Origin of the sequence: Lentzea miocenica (assembly GCF_033949945.1) — a bacterium.
Taxonomy (GTDB): domain Bacteria; phylum Actinomycetota; class Actinomycetes; order Mycobacteriales; family Pseudonocardiaceae; genus Lentzea; species Lentzea miocenica.
Genome location: NZ_JAXAVW010000018.1, coordinates 22,699 through 48,247, shown reverse-complemented (window position 1 = coordinate 48,247; position 25,549 = coordinate 22,699). Strand labels below are relative to the sequence as shown.

At 64.9% G+C, this 25,549-nt stretch carries 27 protein-coding genes and 1 tRNA gene; 15 read left to right on the top strand and 13 right to left on the bottom strand.

What is annotated here, in order from left to right:
* Positions 1-5: 5 nt before the first annotated feature.
* Together ettA and SK803_RS22440 are read right to left on the bottom strand one after the other, a co-directional pair.
* On the bottom strand, positions 6-1,682 hold the full coding sequence (gene ettA / locus SK803_RS22445; protein WP_319968020.1) for an energy-dependent translational throttle protein EttA: 1,677 nt from the start codon (positions 1,680-1,682) through the stop codon (positions 6-8).
* Positions 1,683-1,955: 273 nt separating this feature from the next.
* The gene (locus tag SK803_RS22440; protein ID WP_319968019.1) at positions 1,956-2,351 is read right to left on the bottom strand and encodes a single-stranded DNA-binding protein; all 396 of its coding nucleotides are present in this window, start codon (positions 2,349-2,351) and stop codon (positions 1,956-1,958) included.
* 252 nt (positions 2,352-2,603) lie between these two features.
* On the opposite strand from SK803_RS22440, the gene SK803_RS22435 reads away from it, so the two are divergent.
* Genes SK803_RS22435 through SK803_RS22425 form a run of 3 tightly spaced genes read left to right on the top strand, consistent with a single transcriptional unit; the run spans position 2,604 to position 4,941 of the window.
* The gene (locus SK803_RS22435) at positions 2,604-3,218 is read left to right on the top strand and encodes a TetR/AcrR family transcriptional regulator (RefSeq protein WP_319968018.1); all 615 of its coding nucleotides are present in this window, start codon (positions 2,604-2,606) and stop codon (positions 3,216-3,218) included.
* Positions 3,211-4,134, top strand: coding sequence for an ATP-binding cassette domain-containing protein (locus SK803_RS22430; protein WP_319968017.1), 924 nt, complete (start codon positions 3,211-3,213; stop codon positions 4,132-4,134). Before SK803_RS22435 ends, SK803_RS22430 begins: the two co-directional genes overlap by 8 nt.
* 9 nt (positions 4,135-4,143) lie before the next feature.
* Positions 4,144-4,941, top strand: coding sequence for an ABC transporter permease (locus SK803_RS22425; protein WP_319968016.1), 798 nt, complete (start codon positions 4,144-4,146; stop codon positions 4,939-4,941).
* Here the strand turns inward: SK803_RS22425 and SK803_RS22420 are convergent.
* Positions 4,938-6,869: a cytochrome c oxidase assembly protein gene (locus SK803_RS22420; RefSeq protein ID WP_319968015.1), complete on the bottom strand. Its 1,932-nt coding sequence runs from the start codon at positions 6,867-6,869 to the stop codon at positions 4,938-4,940. The genes SK803_RS22425 and SK803_RS22420 overlap by 4 nt on opposite strands.
* 35 nt (positions 6,870-6,904) lie before the next feature.
* Between SK803_RS22420 and SK803_RS22415 the strand changes: the two genes are divergently transcribed.
* Positions 6,905-7,420, top strand: a complete 516-nt coding sequence (locus SK803_RS22415; protein WP_319968014.1) for a lipoprotein — start codon at positions 6,905-6,907, stop codon at positions 7,418-7,420.
* Here the strand turns inward: SK803_RS22415 and SK803_RS22410 are convergent.
* Positions 7,398-8,561 carry an MFS transporter gene (locus SK803_RS22410; protein ID WP_319968013.1) on the bottom strand — a complete coding sequence of 388 codons (1,164 nt, stop codon included), beginning with the start codon at positions 8,559-8,561 and terminating at the stop codon, positions 7,398-7,400. The two genes, SK803_RS22415 and SK803_RS22410, sit on opposite strands and share 23 nt — an antisense overlap.
* 73 nt (positions 8,562-8,634) lie before the next feature.
* On the opposite strand from SK803_RS22410, the gene SK803_RS22405 reads away from it, so the two are divergent.
* From SK803_RS22405 to SK803_RS22395, 3 genes are all read left to right on the top strand, one after another.
* Positions 8,635-9,714 (top strand): LacI family DNA-binding transcriptional regulator, encoded by a 1,080-nt coding sequence (locus SK803_RS22405; RefSeq protein WP_319968012.1) that lies wholly within the window; start codon positions 8,635-8,637, stop codon positions 9,712-9,714.
* A gap of 126 nt (positions 9,715-9,840) precedes the next feature.
* Positions 9,841-9,913, top strand: a tRNA-Arg gene (locus SK803_RS22400).
* Positions 9,914-10,039: 126 nt separating this feature from the next.
* Positions 10,040-11,617: a tyrosine-type recombinase/integrase gene (locus tag SK803_RS22395; RefSeq protein WP_319968011.1), complete on the top strand. Its 1,578-nt coding sequence runs from the start codon at positions 10,040-10,042 to the stop codon at positions 11,615-11,617.
* A 2-nt stretch (positions 11,618-11,619) separates the two neighbouring features.
* Here SK803_RS22395 and SK803_RS22390 read toward each other — a convergent pair whose 3' ends face one another.
* Positions 11,620-12,306, bottom strand: a complete 687-nt coding sequence (locus tag SK803_RS22390; RefSeq protein ID WP_319968010.1) for an NUDIX hydrolase — start codon at positions 12,304-12,306, stop codon at positions 11,620-11,622.
* A 166-nt stretch (positions 12,307-12,472) separates the two neighbouring features.
* Between SK803_RS22390 and SK803_RS22385 the strand changes: the two genes are divergently transcribed.
* The 5 genes from SK803_RS22385 (at position 12,473) to SK803_RS22365 (ending at position 16,518) form a co-directional block, all read left to right on the top strand.
* Positions 12,473-12,811, top strand: coding sequence for a hypothetical protein (locus tag SK803_RS22385; protein WP_319968009.1), 339 nt, complete (start codon positions 12,473-12,475; stop codon positions 12,809-12,811).
* Positions 12,799-13,041 (top strand): hypothetical protein, encoded by a 243-nt coding sequence (locus SK803_RS22380; RefSeq protein ID WP_319968008.1) that lies wholly within the window; start codon positions 12,799-12,801, stop codon positions 13,039-13,041. The genes SK803_RS22385 and SK803_RS22380 overlap by 13 nt, the downstream gene beginning before the upstream one ends.
* The gene (locus SK803_RS22375; RefSeq protein WP_319968007.1) at positions 13,038-13,262 is read left to right on the top strand and encodes a hypothetical protein; all 225 of its coding nucleotides are present in this window, start codon (positions 13,038-13,040) and stop codon (positions 13,260-13,262) included. The genes SK803_RS22380 and SK803_RS22375 overlap by 4 nt, the downstream gene beginning before the upstream one ends.
* Complete coding sequence (locus tag SK803_RS22370; protein WP_319968006.1) at positions 13,259-14,215, top strand: helix-turn-helix domain-containing protein; 957 nt, start codon at positions 13,259-13,261, stop codon at positions 14,213-14,215. The genes SK803_RS22375 and SK803_RS22370 overlap by 4 nt, the downstream gene beginning before the upstream one ends.
* Positions 14,216-15,324: 1,109 nt before the next feature.
* The gene (locus tag SK803_RS22365) at positions 15,325-16,518 is read left to right on the top strand and encodes a hypothetical protein (RefSeq protein WP_319968005.1); all 1,194 of its coding nucleotides are present in this window, start codon (positions 15,325-15,327) and stop codon (positions 16,516-16,518) included.
* A 47-nt stretch (positions 16,519-16,565) separates the two neighbouring features.
* Here the strand turns inward: SK803_RS22365 and SK803_RS22360 are convergent, their stop codons facing one another.
* The 8 genes from SK803_RS22360 to SK803_RS22325 form a co-directional block, all read right to left on the bottom strand.
* Complete coding sequence (locus SK803_RS22360; protein ID WP_319968004.1) at positions 16,566-17,750, bottom strand: hypothetical protein; 1,185 nt, start codon at positions 17,748-17,750, stop codon at positions 16,566-16,568.
* A 216-nt stretch (positions 17,751-17,966) separates the two neighbouring features.
* On the bottom strand, positions 17,967-18,125 hold the full coding sequence (locus SK803_RS22355; protein ID WP_319968003.1) for a hypothetical protein: 159 nt from the start codon (positions 18,123-18,125) through the stop codon (positions 17,967-17,969).
* A gap of 30 nt (positions 18,126-18,155) precedes the next feature.
* Entirely contained in the window at positions 18,156-19,214 is a 1,059-nt protein-coding gene (locus SK803_RS22350; RefSeq protein ID WP_319968002.1) for a CHAT domain-containing protein, read from the bottom strand.
* Between the two features lie 512 nt (positions 19,215-19,726).
* Entirely contained in the window at positions 19,727-21,895 is a 2,169-nt protein-coding gene (locus SK803_RS22345; RefSeq protein ID WP_319968000.1) for an FtsK/SpoIIIE domain-containing protein, read from the bottom strand.
* Entirely contained in the window at positions 21,892-22,737 is an 846-nt protein-coding gene (locus SK803_RS22340) for a hypothetical protein (RefSeq protein ID WP_319968141.1), read from the bottom strand. The genes SK803_RS22345 and SK803_RS22340 overlap by 4 nt, the downstream gene beginning before the upstream one ends.
* Positions 22,734-23,063 carry a hypothetical protein gene (locus tag SK803_RS22335; RefSeq protein WP_319967999.1) on the bottom strand — a complete coding sequence of 110 codons (330 nt, stop codon included), beginning with the start codon at positions 23,061-23,063 and terminating at the stop codon, positions 22,734-22,736. Before SK803_RS22335 ends, SK803_RS22340 begins: the two co-directional genes overlap by 4 nt.
* Positions 23,053-23,424 carry a WhiB family transcriptional regulator gene (locus tag SK803_RS22330; protein ID WP_319967998.1) on the bottom strand — a complete coding sequence of 124 codons (372 nt, stop codon included), beginning with the start codon at positions 23,422-23,424 and terminating at the stop codon, positions 23,053-23,055. The genes SK803_RS22335 and SK803_RS22330 overlap by 11 nt, the downstream gene beginning before the upstream one ends.
* The gene (locus tag SK803_RS22325; protein ID WP_319967997.1) at positions 23,421-23,699 is read right to left on the bottom strand and encodes a helix-turn-helix domain-containing protein; all 279 of its coding nucleotides are present in this window, start codon (positions 23,697-23,699) and stop codon (positions 23,421-23,423) included. The genes SK803_RS22330 and SK803_RS22325 overlap by 4 nt, the downstream gene beginning before the upstream one ends.
* A gap of 169 nt (positions 23,700-23,868) precedes the next feature.
* Here SK803_RS22325 and SK803_RS22320 point away from each other — a divergent pair, with 169 nt between their 5' ends.
* The 3 genes from SK803_RS22320 to SK803_RS22310 all read left to right on the top strand — a co-directional run bounded on the left by SK803_RS22320 (position 23,869) and on the right by SK803_RS22310 (position 25,507).
* Positions 23,869-24,282, top strand: a complete 414-nt coding sequence (locus SK803_RS22320; RefSeq protein ID WP_319967996.1) for a helix-turn-helix domain-containing protein — start codon at positions 23,869-23,871, stop codon at positions 24,280-24,282.
* Positions 24,283-24,429: 147 nt separating this feature from the next.
* Positions 24,430-25,098 carry an NUDIX hydrolase gene (locus SK803_RS22315; RefSeq protein ID WP_319967995.1) on the top strand — a complete coding sequence of 223 codons (669 nt, stop codon included), beginning with the start codon at positions 24,430-24,432 and terminating at the stop codon, positions 25,096-25,098.
* Positions 25,091-25,507, top strand: coding sequence for an NUDIX hydrolase (locus tag SK803_RS22310; RefSeq protein WP_319967994.1), 417 nt, complete (start codon positions 25,091-25,093; stop codon positions 25,505-25,507). Before SK803_RS22315 ends, SK803_RS22310 begins: the two co-directional genes overlap by 8 nt.
* Positions 25,508-25,549 lie beyond the last annotated feature (42 nt).

The window sequence follows — 25,549 nt, the reverse complement described above, 5'->3', positions numbered from 1 at the left end:
CCCTCTCAGTCCCGTGTCAGCTTGCGGTACGTGACGCGGTGCGGCCTCGCGGCGTCGGCACCCAGGCGCTCGAGCTTGTTCTTCTCGTAGCCCTCGAAGTTGCCCTCGAACCAGTACCACTTCGACGGGTCCTCGTCCGTGCCCTCCCACGCGAGGATGTGCGTGGCGACGCGGTCGAGGAACCACCTGTCGTGGGAGATCACGACGGCGCAGCCGGGGAACTGCTCGAGAGCGTTCTCCAGCGAGCCCAGGGTCTCGACGTCCAGGTCGTTGGTCGGCTCGTCCAGCAGGATCAGGTTGCCGCCGAGCTTGAGCGTGAGCGCGAGGTTCAGGCGGTTGCGCTCACCACCCGACAGCACGCCCGCGGGCTTCTGCTGGTCCGGACCCTTGAAGCCGAACGCGCTGACGTACGCGCGAGAGGGCATCTCGACGTTGCCGACGTGGATGTAGTCGAGTCCGCCGGACACGACCTCCCACACGTTCTTCTTCGGGTCGATGCCGCCGCGGTTCTGGTCGACGTAAGACAGCAGGACCGTCTCGCCGACCTTCACGTTGCCGGCGTCCGGCTCCTCCAGACCGACGATGGTCTTGAACAGCGTCGTCTTGCCGACGCCGTTCGGACCGATGACGCCGACGATGCCGTTGCGCGGCAACGTGAACGACAGGTTGTCGATCAGAACCCGGTCGCCGAAGCCCTTCTTCAGCTTGTCGGCCTCGACCACGACGTTGCCCAGACGCGGGCCCGGCGGGATCTGGATCTCCTCGAAGTCGAGCTTGCGGGTCTTCTCCGCCTCGGCCGCCATCTCCTCGTAGCGGTCGAGACGCGCCTTGGACTTCGCCTGGCGGGCCTTGGCGCCGGAGCGCACCCACTCGAGCTCGTCCTTCAGCCGCTTCTGCAGCTTCTGGTCCTTCTTGCCCGAGATCGCGAGACGCTCGGCCTTCTTCTCCAGGTACGTGGAGTAGTTGCCCTCGTAGGGGTGGGTCTTGCCGCGGTCGATCTCGAGGATCCACTCGGCGAGGTTGTCCAGGAAGTACCGGTCGTGGGTGACGGCGAGCACGGCGCCGGTGTACTGCGCGAGGTGCTGTTCCAGCCACAGGACGCTCTCCGCGTCCAGGTGGTTGGTGGGCTCGTCGAGCAGCAGCAGGTCGGGCTTGCTCAGCAGCAGCTTGCACAGCGCGACACGGCGGCGCTCACCACCGGAGAGCTTGGTGACGTCGGCGTCCGGCGGCGGGCAGCGCAGCGCGTCCATCGCCTGGTCGAGCTGCGAGTCGATGTCCCACGCGTTCGCGTGGTCGAGCTCCTCCTGGAGCTTGCCCATCTCCTCCATCAGCTCGTCGCTGTAGTCGGTCGCCATCAGCTCGGCGATCTCGTTGAAGCGGTCCAGCTTCACCTTGATCTCGCCCAGGCCCTCCTGGACGTTGCCGAGGACGGTCTTCTCCTCGTTGAGCGGCGGCTCCTGCTGCAGGATGCCCACCGTGTAACCGGGGGCAAGGTAGGCCTCGCCGTTGCCGGGTGTGTCCAGCCCCGCCATGATCTTGAGCACGCTCGACTTGCCGGCGCCGTTGGGACCGACCACACCGATCTTCGCGCCGGGGTAGAACATGATCGTGACGTCATCGAGGATGACCTTGTCACCGTGCGCCTTGCGCACCTTTTTCATGGTGTAGATGAACTCGGCCATGGCGGCGATCGTAGAGCGGTGCTCAGAGGCTCCTGACCTCGGTCGCCGACAAGCACGCGTTCGCCCCCGGATCGAGCGTCACGCGACTCGGTGACCTGCCCGTTCCGTTCGAACGTGAACGACTGTCGGCGATCGGTCCTCAGCGGCCCCGATCTACGAGCTTCCCTCCTTCTTCATGGATCGCGGTACGTACATCCTCTCCGGCGGCACGGCCGGATCGGGTGGGTTCCCGAACACCCGGAACTCGTTTGCCCCGAACGGCGCAAACCCGGATCAGAACGGGACGGGTTCCTCGGCGAGATCTTCGCCGACGCGCGGTTCAACGACCGGGGCGGAGCCCAGTGACTGCACGCGGCTCAAGTCCAGCCCGACGTGGAGCGCGTCCAGGTTGAACGCCGTTCGCTTCTGGTCGTCCTTCTCGTAGTGCCGCATGCGCAGCTTGCCCTGGACGATCACGGGATCACCCTTGGACAGCGTGGTCTTCACGCTGTCGGCGAGCTTGCGCCAGCACGAGACGCCGAGCCACAACGACTCGCCGTCCTCCCAGTCGCCCATCGCCGTGTTGTACCGGCGTTCGGTCGAGCTGATGCGGAAGTACGCGTTCGTCTTGCCGTCCTCACCGTGCTTGTACGAGATCTCGCTCGCCACCGTTCCAACAACGGTGATCAAGGTGGAATTCCAGGCCATCGGATTGCCTCCAGGTCGCGGGGTTCGGGGTCCAGGTTGCTCCGGAGGCGGGTGGCGCGGGCGGGGCGGACGCGGATCTGTGGATTACTCGCGGGTTGTGGACAGGTCGAGATCTTGAAGCACCTCGAACCGCGAAATTGTCGTACCTGCGTGCTAGGGCGGCGCTGGAGCCGCGCGAGTGAGTGAGCGCCCACTCATTGACATGAGTGAGTACTCACTCATACAGTTGCGGACGTGTCAGAGGAACCACGCCGCCGCCGCGCCCCCGCGATGAGCCCGGAAGATCGCCGCGAAGCGATCGTCCAGGCCACGCTGCCGCTCGTCATGAAGGACGGCGCGAACGTCACCACCAGCCAGATCGCCACGGCCGCCGGCATCGCCGAGGGCACGGTGTTCCGCGTCTTCAAGGACAAGGCCGAGCTGCTCGACGCGGTCATCCAGCGCGCGTTGCTCTCCGACGACGAAGTGGCCCGCATCAAAGCGGTGCCCACCGACTTGCCGATCGAGCAGCGACTCGTGGAGGCGACCAGCACGGTGACCGGCTACCTCGATCGCATGTGGAGCGTCATGGGCGCGCTGCGCGAGTCCGGTTACCAGCCGAGCCAGGAGGACCACGAGAAGCACAAGGGTCCACAGGCCGGCATGCAGCGCGTCTCGAACGCGATCGCCGAACTGTTCGGCGACGCGGACCTGCGCACCAGCCCCGAGCACGCCGCCCGCCTGCTGCTCGGTTTCGTCTTCACCAACCGCCTGCAGGGCAAGGGCTTCGGCGAGACGACCGTCGAACCGGCACAACTCGTCGAACTGTTCCTGCACGGAGCACTCACATCAGGGGGTAGAGATGTCTGAGCTCATGATCGAAGCCACGGACGTGAGCAAGAAGTTCGGTGACGTGCACGCCCTCGACGGCGTGAGCGTCACCGCGAAGAAGGGCTCTGTGCTCGGCCTCCTCGGTCACAACGGCGCCGGCAAGACCACGCTGATCAACATCCTCACCACGATGCTGCCGCTGTCCGGCGGCAGCGCGAGGATCGCCGGCTTCGACGTCTCGAAGCAGAGCCACGAGGTGCGCAGGCGCATCGGCCTGACCGGTCAGTTCGCCGCCGTCGACGAACAGCTCAGCGGCCACGACAACCTCGTGCTGATCGCCCGGCTGCTGGGCGCCAGCCGCAAGCAGGCCCACCAGCGCGCCGACGACCTGCTGGAGCAGTTCGACCTCACCGACGCCGCCAAGCGCAACGCCAAGACCTACTCCGGCGGCATGCGGCGCCGGCTCGACCTGGCGGCGTCCCTGGTCGGCAACCCCGAGGTGCTGTTCCTCGACGAGCCGACCACCGGCCTCGACCCGGCCAGCCGCCTGGCGATGTGGGAGATCGTCGAGAAGCTCGCCGCCGACGGCACGACCGTCCTGCTCACGACGCAGTACCTGGACGAGGCGGACCGGCTCGCGGACACGATCACCGTGCTGTCCCACGGCAAGGTCGTCGCATCCGGCACCAGCTCCGAACTCAAGGCGCAGGTCGGCCAGCGCACGGTGACCGTCACGCTCGACACGGTGTCCGAAGTGGACATCGCGCTGAAGGCGATCAACGCGGTGGGACTCCACCCCGTCACGGAGGGCCTCACGCTCACCACGCCCGTCAGCGCGTCACGCGACCTTGCGACGGTCGTGCGCGCGTTGGACGACAACGGCTTGGAGGCGCACGAAATCGGCCTCGCCGAGCCCACGCTGGACGACGTCTACCTGACTCTCGCCGCGAACTAGGGGGACATCATGGCGACCTTGACCTGGCACGGCAGCAGCTACCCGACGCAAGTCCTGGTGCTGACCGGCCGTTCGCTGCGAGCACTGCTGCGCACGCCCGCGCTGGTGTTCTTCAGCATCCTGCAGCCGTTGATCATGCTGACGCTGTTCAGCCAGATCTTCGGCAGCATCACGTCCACCGCGAACTTCCCGCCGGGCATGAGCTACATCAACTACCTGCTGCCCGCGATCCTCGTGAACACCGCGATGCAGTCCTCTCTCGCGTCCGGCATCGGACTCGTGCAGGACATGTCGAACGGTGTGCTCGCACGGTTCCGTTCGCTGCCCATCAGGCCGAGCACGGTTCTGTTGGCGCGCAACCTCTCCGATGCGGTTCGCACGGCGTTCCAGCTGGTGCTGATGATCCTGTTCGGCGTGCTGGTGTTCGGGTTCCGGCCCGACGGCGGCATGCTCGGCACGCTCGCCGCACTGGGCCTCGCGCTGATCGTGGGCTGGGCGCTGAGCTGGGTGTTCATCGCGATCGCCGCGTGGGTGCGCAAGGCGGAACTCATGCAGACCGTCGGCTTCCTGGCGATGTTCCCGCTGATGTTCGCGTCCAGCGCGTTCGTGCCGGTCAGCGGCCTGCCGGGCTGGCTGCAGGCGATCGCGAAGGTCAACCCGCTGACCTACGCGGTCGACGCCGCCCGCAGCCTGGCACTGGCCCACCCGGTGACCGGAGTGGCCGGCGCGCTGGCCACGAGCGGCGCGATCGCAGCGGTCGGAGCGTTCTTCGCGGTCCGCGGCTTCCGTCGCCCGTTGTCGATCTAGTCCTTGCCCGCCATCTTGCGGAGCATCGCGTTGTAGGCCTCGAGGTCGGCGCCCCCATCGGCATCGGCCTTGCGGTCGTACCGCTTCGCGTCCCGGCCGTCCTGCCGCGCCCACTGCGTGAGCAGGGCGACCATCACCACCAGCAACGGGATCTCCCCCGCCGCCCACGCGATGCCGCCGCCGAGTCGCTGGTCCTCCAGCAGGTTCTGCACCCAGGGCAGCGACAGGCCGCGGTAGAACTGCTCGCCGATGACGTTCGCGGAGCTCATCAGCACGATGCCGAAGAACGCGTGGAACGGGATCGACGCGAACAGCAGCCCCAGCCTGCCCAGCGGCGGCAGCTTGTTCGGTGCCGGGTCGATGCCGATCACCGGCCAGTAGAAGACGTAGCCGACCAGGACGAAGTGGGCGTTCATCGCGAGGTGCGCCCAGTGGAACGGCAGCGCGGCCTCGAACAGACCCGAGAAGTACAAGGCGTAGAAGGAACCGACGAACAAGGCCAGCGCCACGAAGGGGTTCGTCAGCAGGCGCGCGACCGGTGAGTGCACGAAGGCCAGCACCCACTCGCGCGGCCCCGGCACCTCCTTGCCGACCGGCAACGCGCGCAACGCCAGCGTGACCGGTCCACCCAGGACGAACAGGATCGGCGTCAGCATGGACAGCACCATGTGCGCTTCCATGTGGATGCTGAACATCGCCGGCGAGTACCGCCCCATGCCCGACGACGTCGCGAACAAGAGGGAGAAGCACCCGCACAGCCACGCGACGGTACGGCCGACCGGCCACTTGTCCCCGCGCTGGGAGAGCCTGCGCACGCCCAGGACGTACAACAGCGCCAGGGCCAGCGCCGCCGTGCCGTAGATCAGGTCGAAGCGCCAGTCGAACAGGATGCGCGCCAGCGTGGGCGGTCCGTCGAGGTCGTAGCCGATCGCGATCTCCGTGCGGCTGGGCAACTCGGTCGCGCCACCGGGAGGAGGCGTGCGGGCCAGCGCGACGGCGAGACCGATCGTGAACATCATCAGCAGCACTTCGAGGCCCGCGAGCTTGAGCAACGCGTGCGGCTTGCCGTCGACAACGCCCTTCACGCCGCGTTCGCGCTGGAAGTAGCCGAAGACGCCGAGCAGCAGCAGACAGGCCAGTTTGCCGAGCGTCAGCCAGCCGTAGGTCGACGTCACGAGGTCGGTCGGGGTGACACGCACGAGCGCGTTCACCACGCCCGAGACGGCCATGACGATCCAGCAGACCAGCGCCAGCTTCGAGAACCTCGTCGCGGCGAGGGGAAGGTGCGCACCGCCACGCCTGCCGTGCGCGAGCAACGCGATGAGGCCGCCCACCCAGAGCACCGCGGCGATGAGGTGGAACAACAGGCTGTTCGTCGCCATGTCGTGCGAGCCGCCGGACGACGAGTGGCCGGTGACCGCGACCGGCACCAGGGCGAAGATCGCCAGGAACAACAGCACCGTCGTCCAGCCCCACGACAGCACGAGCCGGCAGCCGAGTGCGAGCAAGCTCACGATGATCGCCGTCAGCAGCCACGCCTTGGACTGCTCCAGCAACATCGCCGTCGCGATCATCTGGCTGAAGTTGAACGAGCTCACCGGACGGTCGATCGCGGCCGCCGTGGTGAACGGCACCGACAGCACCGCGCCGACCAGCCACACGAGCGCGAACCATCCCGCGGTGCGCATCGCCGCGTAACCGTCTGCTGCGAGAGTGCCGGACTTCTGCGGTGGCACGAGGAATGCCGCCAGCAGCAACGAGCCGATGGTCACCACCGCGCCTGTCTCCGTCAGCACGCGCACGACGAGCAGCCCTGCCGGAGGGTTGCCCGAGAGCGCGCTGAACGCGACGGCGACAGCGGCCGCCACCGCGAAGCCGATGACGACGAGGGGCACCAAACCCGTTCTGGTGGAGCGTTCGATTGCCACGCCCCGGAGCCTACGACCCTCTAGTGTTGCGCCGTGTGAGACGTTCTCTCCTCCTCCTGCTCGCCCTGCTCGCGGTGGCCGGCTGCTCCTACCGCATCCAGGGCGAACCCATCTCGGCGCCGCTGCCGCCCCTGGCGATCGCGACGCCGCGCAAGACCGCGGGCGTCGACCCGTGCGCGCTCATCACGGAGAAGGACCTCAAGCCGATCGGGACGCTCAAGTTCCAGCCCGTGCCGCGAGCCGAGATGGCGAACTCGTGCCTGTTCACGCTGAAGGAGAACGCGTACGTGCTGGTCGCGGTCCCCTACCGGTCGTTCGACGAGTCGAAGAAGACGCAGAAGTCGGGCCGTGAGGTCGCGACCGCCAAGCACGCCACGTGGCTGAGCTGCGGCCAGCAGGAGAAGGACATGGTGTGCACGGCCACCATCGCGGTCACGCGTGACGAGTCGCTGCTGGTCGCCATCGGCATCGCCGGCGGCACCGAGACCAAGGCGCGGGACGCGCTGGAGCCGATCGGTCAGGAAGCGCTCAAACGCGTGCCGGCTGCCTAGCGGCCCGCCTGGCCAGCCAGGTCGCCGGGATGATCAGCGCGGTGACCAGTGCCACGAACCCGAGTGACACGACCAGCGAACTGACGTGCGCGAGGCCACCCACGATCGGCGGGCCCGCGAGGAACCCCGTGTAGGCGATCGTCGTCACGAGCCCCAGCTCACGTTCGCCGCCGCTGCCGTCCTCCCGTTTGCCGGTCTCGCTCGCGAGGTCCATGACCACGGGGAACGAGAACGCGAGCCCGAGTCCGGCCATGCCGAACCCGACGTACCCGGCGGCCGGGAACGGCACCAGGACCGTGAGCGCCAGCCCCGTCGCGGCGAGGCCACCACCCGCGGCGAGGAGGCGATGCGGGCCGAGCCTGCGTTGGATCGGTTCGCCGAACCACCGTGCGAGCGCCATCGCGACGGAGAAGCCCGCATAGGCGTACGCGCCGGCCGCGTCACCCATTCCGCGTTCACGCACCATGAACAACGCCGACCAGTCCGCCGCCGCCCCTTCCGCGATGGCACTGCACAGCGCGACGCTCGCCAACAGCCAGAGGACAGGTCGCTTGAGCACGTTGCTGCGTTCGGTGACTTCTTCCCTATGGCGCTCCCCTACCCCTCCGGGGACCTTCTTCGCGATGAGCGCGGTCACGAGAACGCCGACAACAGCCGCCACGAGGAAATGCCTCATCGGCGACCAGTGCGCCTGAGCGGCGGCGGCGCTGCCCAACGACCCGATGAGGCCGCCAACGCTGAAGCCGGCGTGGAACTGCGGCATCAACGACCGCTGCAGATCGCGGACGACGACGACCGCGGCCATGTTCATCGACACGTCCATCGCGGCGATGCTCGCTCCCAGTGCGAGCAGCGTCAGACCGAACTGCACTGGTGACTGCGAGAGCGCGAGCACGGGCAGAAGCAACGGACTGAGGAGGCTGCTCGCTATCAGCACCCCGCGCGACCCGTGAACCGCGCAGATCCGCGCCGCCAACGGTGCCGTGAGAGCCAGCCCGACACTCGCCCCGAGCAACGCCAGCCCGAGGCTGCCCACGTCCGCGCCGATCTGCTCGGCAAGCGCGGGCACACGGGCCGCCCACGTGCCGAAGACGGCGCCGTTCAACAGGAAGACGACGAACGTGGCCAAGCGTGGAGACATGCGCCCCAGCATGACTGAAGCGCTTCAGTCCCGCCAGCGATTTGGGACCGGCATCTCGCCTACGATGCTGTCCGTGGACTCCGACCGCCGACGCAGGCCGACGCTGGACACCGTCGCCGCCGCGGTAGGGGTTTCCAGGGCAACGGTCTCGAACGCGTACAACCGCCCGGACCAGCTCTCGTCGTCGTTGCGCGAACGCATCCTCGAGACGGCCCGCTCCCTGGGCTACGCGGGCCCAGACCCAGTCGCACGCTCGTTGGCCACCCGTTCCTCAGCGGCCGTGGGTTTCATGCTGCCGCAAGGACTGTCCGGCGCCTTCTCGGATCCCGCGCTGTCGATCGTGCTCGACGGCCTCGCCTCGACCGTGGACGGCCACGACCACAGCCTGGTCCTGATGCCCGGCGACGCCACCGGCGGCCCGCGCCCCTCGATCGTGTCGCGCGCCCAAGCGGACGTGATGGTGGCCTACTCACTACCGGACTCCGCACCGGCGTTCGACGCAGTGGCCGCCCGCGGACTCCCGCTGGTGGTGATCGACCAACCGGTGCTCCCAGGTTCAGCACGCGTGGAGGTCCAGGACTACGCAGGCGCGACGTCAGCCGCCTCACACCTGCTGGCGCTAGGACACTCCGCGTTCGGCATCCTGACGTTCTCGCTGCACCCGGACGGAGCATCGGGCCCCGTCACCTTCGAGCGCCGTTCGGACGTGCCGTTCCGCGTGAGCCGCGACCGGCTGGGCGGCTACCTCGACACTTTGGAAAAAGGCGGGGTGCAACCGGACAATGTCCCGGTGTGGGAGGCGCGCGGCAGTGATCGCGAACTCGGACGTCTAGGCGCGCGGTGGCTGCTCACCCGCACGCCACGCCCGAGCGCTCTGCTGTGCGCGTCGGACCAACTGGCCTTCGGCGCCCTCCAGGCAGCCCGCGACCTGAGCCTGACCGTCCCCCGCGACATCTCCGTGGTCGGCTTCGACGACGTCCCCGAAGCGACCTACAGCGACCCACCCCTGACTACGGTGCGTCAACCCCTGGCCGACAAGGGCCGCCGAGCCGGCGAACTGGCGCTGAAGTTACTGGCCGGCGGCAGACCCCCAAGGCCGACGAGACTCGACGTTTCCCTCGTGGAGAGAGCCTCAACGGCCCCACGAACGTGATACATGTCACGTTTAGACAGTTTTCGTCACCCGTTCGGACGTAGGGCGGAAACAGTCGATCGACTCCGGACGATGTGTCCGGTGGGGGCACCGGCGACCACACTTCGTGGCCGCTTCAGCTCCCAAGCCTCCGTAGCTCAGTGGAGAGAGCGAGGGACTTCTAATCCCGAGGTCGCAGGTTCGAATCCTGCCGGGGGCGCCTCAGTGATGCAGGGCCTCTGACCTGGAAAGACAGGTCAGAGGCCCTTCTCTTTGATCAATGCCTTGTTGATCTTCACGGCTGTTCGTGGTGCCGTACGTGGTGCGAACGGGCTACCGTCGCACCATGACGCGGCGTAAGGCGGGTCCTAAGGAGCGCGATCGCGGCAGGATCGAGACCCTGCCAAGCGGGTCGCTGCGGGTGGTCGTCTACGGGGGTGTCGACCCGTTGACGGGGCTCCGGAACTACCGCCAGAAGACGATTCCCAAGGACACACCCGACCTGTGGGACGAAGCCGAACGCGTAAAGACGAGCCTGCTCAACGAGGTTGACGAGCAGCGCAATCCCCGAACGAAGGCCACCGTCAATCAGCTCATTGACGAGTACCTGGCAAAGATAGACATCGACACGAGCACCCGGATCGGCTACGAGCGGTCTGCCCGTAACCACATTCTCCCGCTCTTGGGTAGCTTGCAGGTAGGCAAGCTGAACGGCCACACGCTCGACTCCTTTTACACAACCTTGCGCACGTGCCGCGCTCATTGCGGTGGCAAGGGCAAGTTCATCGAGCATCGCAAGAAGCCGCACGACAAGAACGCGTGCGACGATCGGTGCAAGCCACACGCATGCAAGGGTTTGGCCGACTCCACGATCCGACAGATCCATTCGATCCTCAGCGGCGCACTTGAGCGCGCGATTCGATGGGGCTGGATCACGGTCAACCCAATCGAGCAAGCCGAACCACCAAAGACTCCGACGCCAAACCCGCATCCACCAGAGCCGGAAGAAGCGGCCTCCATCGTGAACGCGGCCTTCCAAGACTTCGCCTGGGGCACGCTCGTATGGCTCGCGATGATTACCGGGGCGCGACGCGGCGAACTGTGCGCGCTTAGGTGGGACTGGCTCGACCTGAACAAAGCCGTGCTGAGGATTCGCACCAGCATCGGCCAAGAGGGCGGTAGGACATGGGAGAAGGACACGAAGACCCACCAGCAACGCCGCATCGCGCTTGACCAAGAAACCGTTGGCCTTCTGCGCGCGTACCGGCAGCACTGCGAGGAACTCGCCAAGGAGATGGGCCAGGAGATCGAGCGTGACGGCCGGATCTTCTCTACGTCGACCGACCACAGCACGTGGTTGAAGCCGGATTCTGTCTCACAGCGGTTCTCCCGCATGTGCGACAAGCTAGAGATCAAGACGAGCTTGCATGCTCTGCGGCACTACTCGGCAACCGAACTCATCGCAGCCGGCGTCGACCCACGCACCGTGGCCGGACGCCTCGGACACGGCGGCGGTGGCGCGACGACGCTTCGCGTGTACTCAGCTTGGGTGTCAGAGGCTGATCAGCGTGCGGCAGGGAATCTGAGCGGCAGAATGCCGAGCGCGCCGATCTCGTTCAACGCGGACGGCAGCGCAACCACCACAGTCGAGCCTGAGATTCGCGGCCCTTATCAGCAAATCGCCGCTGATCTCCGTGGCGCGATCGTGTGCGGCGCACTGAAAGCGGGCGACAAGCTTCCAACTGTGGTCGAGCTTTGCCAGCGCTACAACGTGGCCGCGGGCACCGCAAACCGCGCAGTTGCCGAATTGAAGTCAGCCGGGATTGTCACAGCCAGTCGCGGAAAGCGCGCTGTTGTTGCTCCGCTGGAAGGCTCGAAGTTCGCGAACGTGGTCAGCCTGAACACGAAGCGCGGAACGAAGTAGCGCTACAGGTCCAACGCCTTCAGCACCGGCCGATAGATGCGTTCGGCCGGTATGAGGCCGACAAGACGCGACTTGTCCACCCACATCACATCGGCGTTCTCGAAGGCGTCGACGTTCTTGGCCACCCCAGCGACGTAGTCACACAGCACGTAGTCGCAGAGAACGCGAGTCGCTGGATGCAGCCGAGTCCCCAACCCGCCGCGAACAGCGCAATGAACGTCAGTCTCGCTGAGCGTTTCGCGGACGGCGATGGTTTCTGGTGCCGCGCCAGGCTTGACCATGCCGGCTGGAAACTGCCACGCCGTCGAATCGTCATCGCCACCACGGCGGCGCACGACCAAGACTTCTGATCCTCGCAGCACTACCGCTATCGCAACTCGCAACGGATGCGCCGCAGCAGGCGAGTCCGGCCGTTGGGGCGGCGAGAGCAGTTCAGCGATCGACAGGCCAAAGATGCGTTCGAGCAACCGAGCGTTGGCCGGACGCACCGGCCCCAGTGGCGTTCCGTCTTTCCGGACCCCGGCAACCAACCGCAGAAGATGGCGGACGCTGAGCGTGCCTGGCTCGTTGTGCTCGCGCGCGAAGTCCATCGTGAACTCCACGAACTCCTCATAGGTCAGTTGCCGCACCTTGATCTGTTCTTCGAGCACCGTGCGGGCGGGTGTCGCCGTCAACGTCTCCCCGGTCATCCCGACCTCCCCACCACTTGTGGCGCTCAAACGGCGCACTCATGGCATCCGCGTGTCATGTTCATCAGCCCGGATCAACGTCAGGCTTGATTTCAGTCTGGCACAGACCCTCTCCCAGTGGGTCTTTCGAGTGCCTCGTTCACGCGGACAGAGGCGGGTGGATGACATGTGGAGCGAACTGGCAAAGGACGCGGGCGGAATCGTCCTCTTCTTGATCTGGCTCGTGCTGCCGCTCGTGTACGTGGTTGCGCTCGGTCGCAGGTACGTCCGGCAGGCCCGAGATGCAGCACAGGAAGCGACGTGCGCGAACGAGGAGGTTCAGGAAGCGTTGGACGACCTGTACGCCACCCAGACTCCCCAGGAATGCACTCAGCCCACCGTTCCGGCAGCCCGGACGGAAGAGGACACCTGGCGGCTTCCACCAGTCGAGCCGCCAGAGCGCGCTGGAAAGCACCGCCTCGATCCTTCGAGGCTCGCGCCGAAGGTGGCGTCGTGCCCGAGGTGAATCAACCAGTTCTCCTCGTACGCCTCCGGCCCGGAGTGGTCGGTGAGACGCAGCGGGCGTGTCATCTCGTACCCACGCCGCCCAACGACGTGATGCCGACATCTCTTGTCGCGTACTGCGGTCTCGTGATCCAGCCCGGTACGGCGGACCTGCTCAGCGCGCCGGACGGGATGCCGTGCGTCAGTTGCCTTCTCCGCATCCCACTCGCTCCGGTCAAGGAGATCCAGTGATCGTTGAGCGACAGTTCAAGCTCGCCCCGTTGACCGACGAGATGCTGACGCGGGTTCAGCGGTACGCGAACCTCTCGCCGGACGAGGCGTTGGCAGTGCTAGTCAAGTACGGGTTCGTCGCGTACCGCATGACCGTGTTGCACCAGTTCGGCATGGACCCGAACACCGGTTCACTCCTCGACCTCCCGGAACACCCGGACCAAGGCCACCAGCCCGAATGAGGCTGGTGTGGGAGTCGACGCGGCGCGCGCAGCCGCGTCGGCTTCCCTCTTCATCGCGTCACCACGGAGTTAGCCGAACGATGTCCAAAGGGTTCAAGTCCAACCTTCAGAACCGCGCGGTCGCGCGTGCACTTGCCTTGTGGCGCAAGGAAAGCGGTTTGAGTCTGACCGAGGTGACCAAGCGCGTGCACTGGTCACCGGCCAAGACGTCGATGCTGCAGAACGGCTTGGTCCCGATCACCGATGCCGACGTCATGGCGCTTGCCCTGGTCTATGAGATCGACGACGTACGGCGGGAACCGGTGTTCTGGGGTGCGCAGCGGACACGTGATCCCCGGATGTTCGACCTTGTGACCGGCGGCACGGCGTCATGCGTCCAGTGGACCTACTCCGAGGTAGAAGCCGAGGCGAACTACGTACGGACGGTGGCGCTGGACGCGTTGCCGCCGTTGGTCTGGACGCCCGAGTACTCGGCTGCGATCAGGGGCGTGCAGGTCGAAGCCGTCTCCGAGCAGGGGCACCGCTTCTACCCCGACAAGCACCGCGAACAGGTGGTGGAGCAGCTGAGCGACGGTCCGTCACTCCGGATGGATCTCGTTCTGGGCGAGGCGGCGTTGCGACGTCCGGTCGGCGGTGCGCTGGTGATCGCGGACCAGTTGTTCCAGCTCGCGTCCTTCGCTCAGCTCGCCGGCGTGCGGGTGTTCCTCGTGCCGGACAGGGTTGGCGAGCTTGCACCGATGGCCTCGTTCTCCGTGCTCTCGTTCCGAGAGGCGCAGTTTGACGACGTGGTGCACCTCGACTGCCCGCACGGCGGAACGTGGCTCGAGAACCAAGCTGAGCGGCGGCCCTACGTGGACACGTTTGAGCGGCTGATGTTGGCAGCGCTTCCGGCCGCCGTGACGACGGGAGCGATCGTCAAGGCCGCACAGCACTTCAAGGACGTAGCCCGCTGACCGGTCGTCGCCGAAGATTCGTGACTAGTTTCGTGACACGACCTGCTACGCTCGCGGTGCGTCACGAAACTAGTCACGAATTGGGTGGTGCGTCGTGAAGTGCGCGGGATGCGGACAGCCGTTGACGGCAGGGCCGAAGCGCGGGCGCCCGGCCCGCTATCACAACGCGGCATGTCGGCAGCGTGCCCGCCGCGCCCGTGTCGCCACCCGTCACGGGGATATCTTGGCGGCCGTGGCCGCTGTCGAGGCTGCGGCTACCGAGGTGCGTCACGCGGTACTGACAGACGGCGACGCGGACCAGGCCGCCCGTCAGCTCACGCGTGCCGTTGCCGAACTCGCTCGGCTCGTGACACCTGCCCCCGCCGCCGAGACAGCCGAACCGCCCGCACCCGCTGTCACGAAACCTGTCACGGAAGTGCAGCCGCGAACGAGCCGCTCCCCGCGATCGACGCGACCTGCTCCACTGGACCTGGACACCGTGCGACTCGAACGCTCATCAGATCCGACGCGGACAGGTTGGCGGGTCTTGGCCGGGAAGACAGACGCGCCAGTCCTGGTGGGGTTCTTGGAACCGGTGTTGTCGGTGACAGGGCGGCGTAGTAGCCGCTGGGAGGCGCAGACCGCAAGCATGACTCGCGTGCACGGTGGACCGTGGCGCAATCGGATGGACGCTCTGGCGCGTCTGGTGGACGACTACCAGCGTGCCACGGCGCGGCCACGGCGACACACAATCACATAAACCGTGTGTCGCAGGTTCGAATCCTGCCTGGGGCACCACCTTTCGCCCGGTGAAATCAAGCTGTGACCAGCAGCAACGCGGTCAGGCTTGATCTTTTTGGTCAGTCACCGTCAGCGGGAACCTGCCCCTGTTTGCCGCCGTCTACGGACTCACCACGGACTGGCGTTCCCGACGAGACCACCCTCGCCCCAAGCGACGACTTGGCTCCTCAGTGACATCTACTGCGCCAACACGACCGCCGATCTTGGTCAGCGGATGCCCAGGCGGAATCCTGAAGCACAAACTCGCTGGAACATCTAGAATCGCTCGGATGACGCCGTCGTCCCCAGCACTAGTAAATCTCCCGCCCCAGGCTTTCAACATGCTAGTCATGTCATGGGTCCAAGCTCTCGCCACCAAGGAACTAGAAGTAGAAAACGGCGAGCAGTCAGGAACAACATCACCTTCTACCGGCGTTTCGAATCAATGGAAATTCACCCGAGCCGATGGAGTTGGATTTAAGGTCCAGCGGTCAGCGGACGATTCAACGTGGATCACCGTCGTCGACCCCGACCTGAATCAATCCAAAGTTGGATCGATTATCGAGCGCGCCGTCAACGCTGCCTCCAGACAGGAATTCGGGGACGTGCAGTGCTATAGAGCGGAACTCACATCCGACATACCAGGAGTTAGAGAGCTACTAACATCGCAGTTTATGCGACTAATGGGCGAGAAGGTCTACATCGAAGGAAGGAGAAGACTTGGCGACATCGCAATTCTTACCTTCAAGCCAGAAGGGCCAGCCGACGACAATCCCTTCCACGTTCCAAGAACGATAATCTCGGTCCATATGTTCGTGCCAGCACCTTGTGTCAGCCCATTCAGCGACAAGATCGCCACAGATCTGATCGAGACGATCAGACTGATCAGCACTTTTGCCATGGGACGCCCAGTAGATTGGTCCACTGCGGTTTCTGTTCGCGCAACAGAAGACGAGGCCAGAGACGCCACCGAAATCCGATTCGATCCAGCCGTACTAACCCTCGCACGAAACGGCGTACCTCTCGACATCTTCGGACTCGCCGGCACAGCGAGTCCAGAGGTGATGCAAAAAGTACGAAGCTCTCTTATCTCTTACGACGCCGCAATCCGACAGACAAACCCTGACGTGGCGACCATATTATTTGTCGCCGGCATGGAGGCGCTCACCATTCCAGCAACCGAATGGCGCCGACAACGGCCGGTTGCCCGATTCGTTCAGGCGGTGAACGACCTATGCCCAAGCGTCATCGACGCAATCATTGCCCACCTGAACTTCGGCACCGCTTTTGGCATAACCCTACGGGGAGGCGCCCAGAAGAAGCGCAAGGCGTTTCTCGACAAGGTATACGATCTTCGATCAACACCAGTACACTCAGGACCAAGCCTGTTCTCAAATCCGATGATGGCGGGAGCACAGCCAGGAACGCAACGTGTGGCGCTACTCTCAGAGCTGCACTACCAGTATGTATTGGCATATATCTCATCACCTCGATCATCCCTCATCGGACATCCGGAGATTTCCCCTGGAACCACCCCAGCTTGAAGCAATAAGGATTAGATCCTGAGCAACCCTTCAACCGTTCGCGTGGTTCACCTCGCAAACGGTTCACCGAGTGGCCAAGGGCTAGGAAGACCCAGTGACAAACGTGCAGGCTCGGTAGCCTCATTGAGCGCTACCGCACCGTTCAAAAAACTGACATTCCTCCAGCAATTCGGCACCGGAATGGACCCGACGGCGAACGGATTGCCCCAATAGGTTGGAGTGCGGTCCGCCCAATTCCATGGATGGCAGGCGTGAACGGCCAGAACTCCAACAACGCCAGTGTATCTAGGGTTCAGAGGTCCACCCCAGAATCCGTCTTCCCCTCTCACCTCCCACGAGCGCCAAACCTTATTTTCGTCAAATTCTCCCGCCTCATGCATAGCGCCATACAAGGCGTGCTCCATATCCTCCTCACTATATGACCAGCTGTCAGTCCCCACCGCTACAAGGTAAGGCCGGTCGAACTTGCCATAGGCAGAGCCCTTTCCTTTCAGCGCAACCAAGATCGGCCTGACGTCATCAGAGATTCTGAAGCCTTCCATGATCACACCAAGCGTTCCACCGCTTGCCCTCTCACGACTTTTCTGACTTCTTGGAAGCGCATGAATATAGACGACCCAGTCGTCACGCCTCCACACCATCGACGGAGATCCCCTCCTGTCATTGCCGCCGATCTTGTACGCATTGATCTCGTCGACATCCAATCCCGTAACCCAGGTAAGGATGTCTCGCTTCATCGCCCTAATAGGGGGAGCTCCCGAACCGGCCCTCTCGATATTGACCGCAAGAAAAATCTCAGAAACGCCCAGATTGTTGATCGCGTCCAGCACGACGCCTTTAACATTTCTTACCGGAGTTCCCGCGTCACGATCAAAAACCCTACATGCTTCTACATAGAACGAGTGACCGTTCCCCACCGCCAGAAAGTCTGGCTTTCTAGACGTGCCCGCGACACTCGGATGACATTCGACCTCATAACCCAAGCCGAGGAGCATCTCGTGTAGGTACAGCTCCCACAGTGCGGCATGAACATTGCGATCGGTATTTTTGTCACGAATACGGGACCGAATGTCTTTTCGATCTCCAGCAGGAAACCGTAGTAGCCAGCGCTCTATAACAACCCTGACTTGGTCCCAATACTCTCCTTTAACACGGTTCAAGAACACCGCAAACGACTCAGAGTTGCCCTGCTCGCTAGCATCGTGGCGAACGATCTCGTCAAAGACCTTCATCCAGCCATTATGCCTCTGCTGCCAAGAAAATTCGGGTGCAGCCGTGCCGCGCCGCTGTTGTGTCGGGCTTCAGGTGATGGTTGACGATTCCGCTCTACGGGATCTAGGCCGCCGCTGGCGGCACGTTCCGCGCGTACGGCGAACACCTTCCATCCCGGCACTCCCGGCATCCGCTTCGCTGCGCCGGTCGGCCGGGCGGCGCGCCGCACTCCGGCCTCACCTCAATCGACGAGCCTGCTCGTAGAGCCACGCCGGCCAGCAGCTCCCGACGAGCACCAGCATGGTCACCGCGGACTTGCTGGGCACGGCACTCGACTGCCGCGGCGGCTCCGCCGCCTTGCCAACGGGCATAGCAGCGGGATTGCGACGGCCCACGCAGATCATCCTGAAGCGGCAGTCTCCTTGCTAGAGGACGTCTGCTGGCGGACGGACGAGAACAACATCGGCTGGATCGACGTCATCCCGATTGAGAAGTTTGATCATCCAGCTCTCGTCATCGAGTCCGCCCATCTCCACCGCAAGCACACCTTGCTTGTATGCGTTGTGCACCGATTGGCCAGACGCCACCGCCGTGTAGAACTGTGTGGCGAAGAGGGCAGCAGCCTCATCCAGGACAGAGTCCGCCATAGCGATGACGAGCGGCACAGCGGACAGCACCTCATCGCTGATGCCGTCGACCGTGTCGCAGGCATTGAGCACCAACAGCACCGGAGGGCGATCAACAGCACCGAGCGCCCTGCCCAGGCGATCGATGCTGACCTCCCGCTCTTGCGGTTCAGCAACGTCTCCGTTATCCATCACGACAGCGCCATCGCCACCGTGACCAGAAAAGTGGACGACGTGAGGACGCAAGTCATTGAGGCCGTCGAGAAGGTCTTGAGGAGTCGCGGCGGGACGCAACTCGATCTCCACGTAGTCACGATGCAGAGTTCCGCGGACAGCCCGCTGAACCCTCCCCACCTCTGCATCGACCCGCAGGTTCATACCTGGGTTCGACGTCAAGTAGAGAAGCCGCAACTCTTCTGTCTTCGGCGCTGGCACTTGCTGGATCTCGTGCACATGGCGAACGACCGGACGCGACAGCCTCGCAACTCGTTTCGCGTGATCAAGTTCCTCACGCCGGCGCCGCTGGGTGAACTGCTCTTCCTTCCGCGCCGCAGCCTGGCGCTCACGTGCCAGGTTGGTCTCAGCGGTGTTGAGCTTCTTGGTCCTGTCAGCGATCTTGCTGGCAAAGCCAGCAACCTTGGTGTCTTCGGTCTCTGCTCGCTTATCTGCGCTTCTGGCTGAGCTCTCGTGCGACCGCGCCATAGAGGAGCTGGTCGTCGGCTTGATCTTGGCGCGGTAGGAGGACGCATCGCTTCGCGCCTTCGAGGCCGCAGCCTTCGCCTTGCCCTCGTCTGATCGCAGTTTCGCCAACTCAGTGGTGAGTCGGTCGATCTGGTCGCGATACTGCTTTTCGGACACTGAGTCTCCTACCGTGTAGCCCCTCGCGTCCATCATGACGGGCGACACCGACAAAAACGGACCGGTCGACCTCCACACGGCCACGGAGCCGAACCGGGTGCCGGGTGCTGGCAGGTACGGAGGACGCTCCGGTCCTGGTGGGCTTCCTGGAACCGGTGTTGTCTGTGACCCCGTCGGCGTAGTAGTCGCGGGGAGGCGCAGACCACGAGCCTGACGCGCGTGCATGGTGGCCTGTGGCGAAACGGGACGGAAGCTCTGGCCCGGCTGGTGGACGGCTACCAGCGTGCCGCAGCGCGGCCACGACGGCGCACGATCACGTAGTGACGGGTCGGCCGTGTGCCGCGCCTGTGTCGAGATGGCGCAGCACACAGCCGTTTTCCCGTGGTTGTGACGGGTCATCCGTCACGCGTCACACCCGTCACGGCGGCCCGTTTCCGCTGATGAGCGCTGGTTTGGCACCCGTCACAGGGAGTGTGACGGGTGACGGGTCCGATGGGACGGGGTGTGACGGGTCAGCGATCATCGTCGATCACCTCTGCCTCGATCATTGCGGCGTCGCGAGCACGCTGGATCGCCGCGCGGATATCAGCGACGGCGTAGCCGCGTACCTGCTTCACGCCGTCCTCTGTGGGCACGCGGTCACGAGTGGGGCTACAGCCGAACTCGGCCATGTCGAGCCCGAACCCCTTGGGCTCGACACCCAACGCCTCCACGAGTTCGGCCGTAGGCACGAAGTCCCGTCCATCGTCGCTGCCGAGATCATCGGCCAGGTAGTCCACAACGGACGCCAGCGGCTCCGGTAGCTCGATCTCGTCCACCCGCTCGGCGGCAGCGGATGCGGGTGCACTACCACCGATGGCCTTCGCCACAGCCGCGTGGTCCAGCACTGGTTGCGCCGCTTGCCCGGCGGCGTGTCCGGTGAGCGTGCCTTCCGCCTCACGCAACGCTCGCCCGCGTCGGCAGATCTCCCTCCAGTCCTCATTGGGCATGTAGAACGTGCGCACGGTCAGCGCGAGCACATCCGCACCCGCTTGGGTCTCGCCGTCCGGCCTCAGGATGCCCACGCCCTTGTGGGAGGGCAAGAGGCGACTGGAGTCGTACCCGCGTGTGTTCATCTGCTCGCCGAGGATGATGTTGCTATCGCGCCAGTCCATCACCCGCAACGCGAACCGCGACCCGAGCACCGCGCGCAGACTGGACGGGATCGTCTTGCTGTCCGGCCGCTGCGTCGCCAGCACCAGGATCACCCCGGCCGCCGGCGCCTTCTTCGCCAACCAGGTCAGCAACTCACCGATGTACTCCCCCGCCGTGAGCTTCTTCCCTTGCACCTCAACAGGAGTACGGTCCTCCAGCGGAATCTGCACCTCGTCCACGACCAACGTCGTGATCGGCATGTCCGACGCCGGATCACGCGACATGTCCGGCGTCACCTTCGACTCCGGGCACGTCAGATCATCAAGATCCTGCATCCGCCTGTAACGGCCCTGCACGTCAGCGACCAGTTCCACGAGCCAATCCAAGAACGTCAACACGTGCTCGCTGTCGTCGCCGGACATGAACCGGTGCGCGACCTGTTCGGCGGCCTTCCAATCCTTGCCGTTCTTGAAGTCCGCCACGTACAACCTGGTGTGCGGGTCCAAGATCAAGCCCGCGGCCGCCAGCCGTTCAGCCATTGTCTTGCCCTGCCTAGGGATTGCGCCGATGAGCACCGACGTCCATACCAACGGCAGATCGATCCGGCGCCCGCGCGCGTCGGTGCCGAACGGCACCGGCCGCCACGCATCCCACCGCTGCACCCCGAGCAACGGCGTCCGGATGGGCGGCGTGGCGTAGGGGTCCTCATCGGCAACCCACATGGCGACCCGTCCTGCGTGTCCTCCGTTGCCGCGTACTCGTTCCACGCTGAGTTGGATCTCATCCACCGCCAGCGCGGACGCGAGCGCTTCCCGATGCTTGACGACATCGGCCGCCTTGCGCGTGGCGGGCAGGTCGACGGTGACCGCCCATCCTTCACCCCTGCGCGTGGCCCGGTCGACCAAGCGCAGGGTCTCATCCTTCCCGATCAGCTTGGCGTCCCGGAACGCGTCCACGAGGACCTGTGGGTCCATCGTCCACGTCAGCGTGCGCGGACCGGCGAGCACCGCCTTCCGTCCAGGGCTGCCGTCCTTACGCCTGCCGAGGATCGCCAGCGTCACCGCGCCGACGACGCCAGCAATCCACAACATCCGATGCCCGTACACGAGATCGAGCACCGCGACGACGACCGTCACGGCGACCGTGCTCGCTCCGGTGACCTTCCACCGGAACAACGTCAGCTCTCGGATGTCGGTGAACTTGTCCGCGAGCTTCTCGGACTGCTCGGCTGCCTCGCGGTAGTCCCGCACGGTGACCCATGAACGCCACCACCTGACCGCGACCGCCAGGCCGCGCACGACCGCGCCCATGAACCGGAACGGTGAACGCACCACGGCCACCACGAGATCCTTCACGGCCTGCACCGCGTGAATGCGATCCTTCGCCCACAGCGGCACGCGCGGTGAACGCCGCCACCAGTTCACGGCCCGCCGACGCCACGACGTCCGCTCGACCGGCGGGACGTCGTTCACGAACTCGCCTTCGAGTACCGCCCGCACCGGCAGGGAGGAGTCCACGCGAGCCACGTCCCGATCGTTGGTTGTCATCGCGCGTCACCTCCGTCCGATGTGGTTGCGTCGTTCCGTTCGGCCGCGAGCGTTGCGGCGAGCCGTGACGACAGGCCACGCGAGCACCTGGTGACTTCACGGACCCACGCTGGACTCACCACGGCACCAGGTGTCCACGCTTCACGCGCCACCGCCAGATAGTCGGCGAACGTCACCCGCTGTCCAGAGCGTTTCCTGTTGCGCTGCTTGGGTTTCGCAGGCTTGGCAGTGGCTTTCTTGGGCAAATCCGCGGTGACCTGCGGCGTACGTTGCTGCGCCTCCAGGAAGGCGGCTGTGACTGCCTCCGTCAACTTGTCCCGTAGGTCGGTGACGGCCTCCGCCGCGACGAACACCACGAGCGGCGGAACGGAGTGCAGCACCACACCCGAGACCGAACCGGCGGCCCACGAGTGCCAGGTGTTCATGACGTAGGTGGCGGCGAGCGTGAACCACTTCGCCCGCCGCGTCCACGCACCCGTACGCACCTGGTATCGCGCGGTCACCTGCTCGGCCCGCAGGATCGCTAGCAGCACCAGCGACACCGTGGGATCGAGCAGCCACGCCGCCAGCCACGGCAGCGACCACGCAGGCGTGCCCGCTGCCGCGAACGACTGCACGTTGGTCATGGTGAACCCGAGACCGAGCACGATCCCCGTCCAGCACAACCGGTCGACTTCCGCCCGGACACGCTCGACCCGCAGCGCGATCACGTCCGGGTGCGTGGCGTACGCGCGCAGCTCGGCCGCCTCCGCCGCGTCGGCGGCGAGCCGCTCGGCTGCCGGGGCGGCGGGTGGCCGCCCGAAGGCGACCACCCCTTCCTTCACCCTCGTGAGCGCGTTCATCGCCGACCACTCCGGCGCGGTGAGTCGTCCCACGCTGTGATCGTGAGCGCACGGGTCACCGTGTACGCGGCGAACAGTGCGGGCAAGCCCAGCACCACGAGCAACAACACAGTGTCGCGCCGATGCGTAATCACCATCCACTGCATACCCACGATGACCCCAGCCATCATCAGCACGCGCCCAGTCAGTGAGAGCAGACGAGCACCCTTGCGGGCTGTGTCGGCGGCTGCCTTCGCCCGGCGGGAACTCGCCCGCCAGACCCACAACACCAGCAGGACCACGCCCAGAGCGGCGAGCAGTTGCGTAGGTGTCACGTTAATCGTCACGGAACTGCCCTCCGTCCTGGTCCTCGTTCATCCGGTCGCGGCGGGCACGCCACACGAGGTACAGCGCGCGTCGGTCCTCTCCGGTCAGTCCGCCGCACACGCCGAACTGGTGCTCACCAGCACTGCGCAGCTCCCACTCAAGGCAGAGCCCTCGCACCGGGCACGACTCGCACAGACGAGCCGCCAGCTCCCGATCGGCGATCTCCTCGCCCTGCCACTCCGGGCCGTCTTCCTCATTGGCCCACAACCACATGCACGTGCCGTCGCGAGTGACGATCTCCATCAGCACGTCATCCGGGACCTTCGCGTAGCGGTCGAGCTCGGCCGCGATCACCATGTAGTAGTTCTCCGGGGTCGTCATCGCCACGCACCCCCGGACTTCCGCTCGAACTCACGGGCTGCACGACGCTCTGCCGCAATCCGCGAGGGGTCGACCAGGCCACCGGTCTCCGTCGCTTCGGCGAGTAACTGGTCAAGCGCAACAGCGGGCACGACGTAGCGAGTACGGAGCTGAACCGCCGGGAAGTCCCCTTCCCTGATCACTCGGTAGAGGGTGGAAGGCGCAACCCGCAGAATCCGGGCGGCCTCTCTGACTGTGTAGAACGCCGGACGGGCGTTCTCGATTTTCTCGTTCATGGATTGGGTCCCATCTAAGCAAGACTGGATGATTTCGACCACAGATCCGGGATGATTTCATCCCGTCCAGATGCAAAGGGAGCCAAACCCGCAGCCACGCTGTCGTTATGCGGACCGCGGAATTGCCTCCGCGCTACGCTCGGCAGCGAGGCGGAGCGCGGAGGAATACGTGGCGGACGACTGGAGTGCGGTCGCAAGAGCGATCAACCAGCGCATGACCGAACTCGACATCAATCAGCGAGAACTCACGGAGCGCTCGCAGGTGTCGAAGGCGATCGTTGGCGAACTCCAGAACAACACCGTTCAGCGCCGGCGAAGCGAACGAACACTCGAAGCGCTCTCGGTTGCCCTGGACTGGCACCCCAACCACTTGCAGGCAGTACTCGGTGGTCGCACCCCGCCGCAGGTCGGAGAACCTGCTGCCCGCGATGATGACGTTCTCGGCCGGCTGGCCGTGATCGAGCATCAGTTGCGCGAAATCGTCGCCAGACTCGGCGGAATCGATGCTCTGGCTGATCAGGTTCGAGAGATCAGCGAGAGTGTCGAAAAGATTTCCGGAAGCCTTGAGGTCGACCGTAAGTAACACCGGGGGTGAGGGATTCGAATGGCTGTTTCTCATGCCAATGAGTCAACGTCGAAAACCGCGCACAAACCATGCAAGTCCTATGCAAAACCACTGCAAGTTCCATGCAACTCCACTGCACTTCGCCAGCGAGTGGCGGTGTAAGGCGTGGATCTGGTGCACGACTGGACCGGCCGCACAGCGACCGCACTCCAGCGCGCACTACGCGAGTCGAACGAGACCTTCGCCGCCACACTCGGCATCTCTCCGCGCACGGTCGCGAAGTGGCATGCGGAGCCCAACAGCCAGCCACGCCACGAGACCCAGCAGCTCCTAGACCGCGTGCTTGAGCGGGCATCGGCCGCAGTTCGAGCGCGGTTCGCGGTGGAGCTAGCACCACAGGAACCTCCAGAGCAGCCACCAGCCACATCGGACAGTGGCTACGCTCTGCGCGTCGCGATCGCCGTGGTGGTGAATGACGGAGATGTGTTGATGGTCCAGCGCCGTGAAGACAACGGCTCTAGTTCCTGGCAGTTCCCCGCAGGAATGATCAAGCCTCGCGCTTCAGCAGAGACCACAGCAATCCGCGAAACACTTTCCGAAACCGGCGTTCATTGCCGTGTGACACGACACCTCGGTAGCCGGTTGCATCCAATCACTCAGGTGTACTGTGAGTACCTTCTCTGCGAGTACCTAGGTGGAGAGGCACAGAACATGGACGTAGTGGAGAACGTCAGCGTGATTTGGACCCCCAGCGACCGACTCACCCGATTTATCCCCGCAGAGACCGTCTTTCCTCCGATATTGGATGCCCTGGAGGTACGAAACAGTGAGTGAAAAGGCACCTGACGGTCAGCGGCCATCGATTGCGGCCGCCGTTATCACTCAGGATGGTGCAGTACTGCTCGTCAGGCGCCGAGTCAAAGAGGGCAGCCTCTCGTGGCAGTTCCCCGCCGGGGAGGTTGAGGCCGGCGAGTCACCCGAACTCGCAGCGGCACGGGAAGCTAACGAGGAGACCGGCGTCACGGTCACCAACGGAAAGAACCTCGGTGAGCGAGTTCACCCCAACACAGGGCGAACGATGATCTATGTCGCCTTCGACTCCGCCGACGGTGAAGCACGCGTTGTAGACGACGAGGAGCTTGATTCGCTTGCATGGGTCAAGCACAGCGATCTGACAACGTACGTTCCATACCCGTTCTTCGGCCCCGTTCAGAACTATCTGGACGAAGCTCTCTCGAACTGAAGCGTCTGCACAGGAGCGGTCCCGGCGTTGCGCGCACGCCGG

Bases quoted from the DNA above. Each gene is read 5' to 3' on its own strand.
- ettA (WP_319968020.1), bottom strand. From the start codon at position 1,682: ATGGCCGAGTTCATCTACACCATGAAAAAGGTGCGCAAGGCGCACGGT.
- SK803_RS22430 (WP_319968017.1), top strand. From the start codon at position 3,211: ATGTCTGAGCTCATGATCGAAGCCACGGACGTGAGCAAGAAGTTCGGT.
- SK803_RS22425 (WP_319968016.1), top strand. From the start codon at position 4,144: ATGGCGACCTTGACCTGGCACGGCAGCAGCTACCCGACGCAAGTCCTG.
- SK803_RS22410 (WP_319968013.1), bottom strand. From the start codon at position 8,561: ATGTCTCCACGCTTGGCCACGTTCGTCGTCTTCCTGTTGAACGGCGCC.
- SK803_RS22395 (WP_319968011.1), top strand. From the start codon at position 10,040: ATGACGCGGCGTAAGGCGGGTCCTAAGGAGCGCGATCGCGGCAGGATC.
- SK803_RS22390 (WP_319968010.1), bottom strand. From the start codon at position 12,306: ATGACCGGGGAGACGTTGACGGCGACACCCGCCCGCACGGTGCTCGAA.
- SK803_RS22385 (WP_319968009.1), top strand. From the start codon at position 12,473: ATGTGGAGCGAACTGGCAAAGGACGCGGGCGGAATCGTCCTCTTCTTG.
- SK803_RS22370 (WP_319968006.1), top strand. From the start codon at position 13,259: ATGAGGCTGGTGTGGGAGTCGACGCGGCGCGCGCAGCCGCGTCGGCTT.
- SK803_RS22365 (WP_319968005.1), top strand. From the start codon at position 15,325: ATGTCATGGGTCCAAGCTCTCGCCACCAAGGAACTAGAAGTAGAAAAC.
- SK803_RS22360 (WP_319968004.1), bottom strand. From the start codon at position 17,750: ATGAAGGTCTTTGACGAGATCGTTCGCCACGATGCTAGCGAGCAGGGC.
- SK803_RS22345 (WP_319968000.1), bottom strand. From the start codon at position 21,895: ATGACAACCAACGATCGGGACGTGGCTCGCGTGGACTCCTCCCTGCCG.
- SK803_RS22340 (WP_319968141.1), bottom strand. From the start codon at position 22,737: ATGAACGCGCTCACGAGGGTGAAGGAAGGGGTGGTCGCCTTCGGGCGG.
- SK803_RS22330 (WP_319967998.1), bottom strand. From the start codon at position 23,424: ATGACGACCCCGGAGAACTACTACATGGTGATCGCGGCCGAGCTCGAC.
- SK803_RS22325 (WP_319967997.1), bottom strand. From the start codon at position 23,699: ATGAACGAGAAAATCGAGAACGCCCGTCCGGCGTTCTACACAGTCAGA.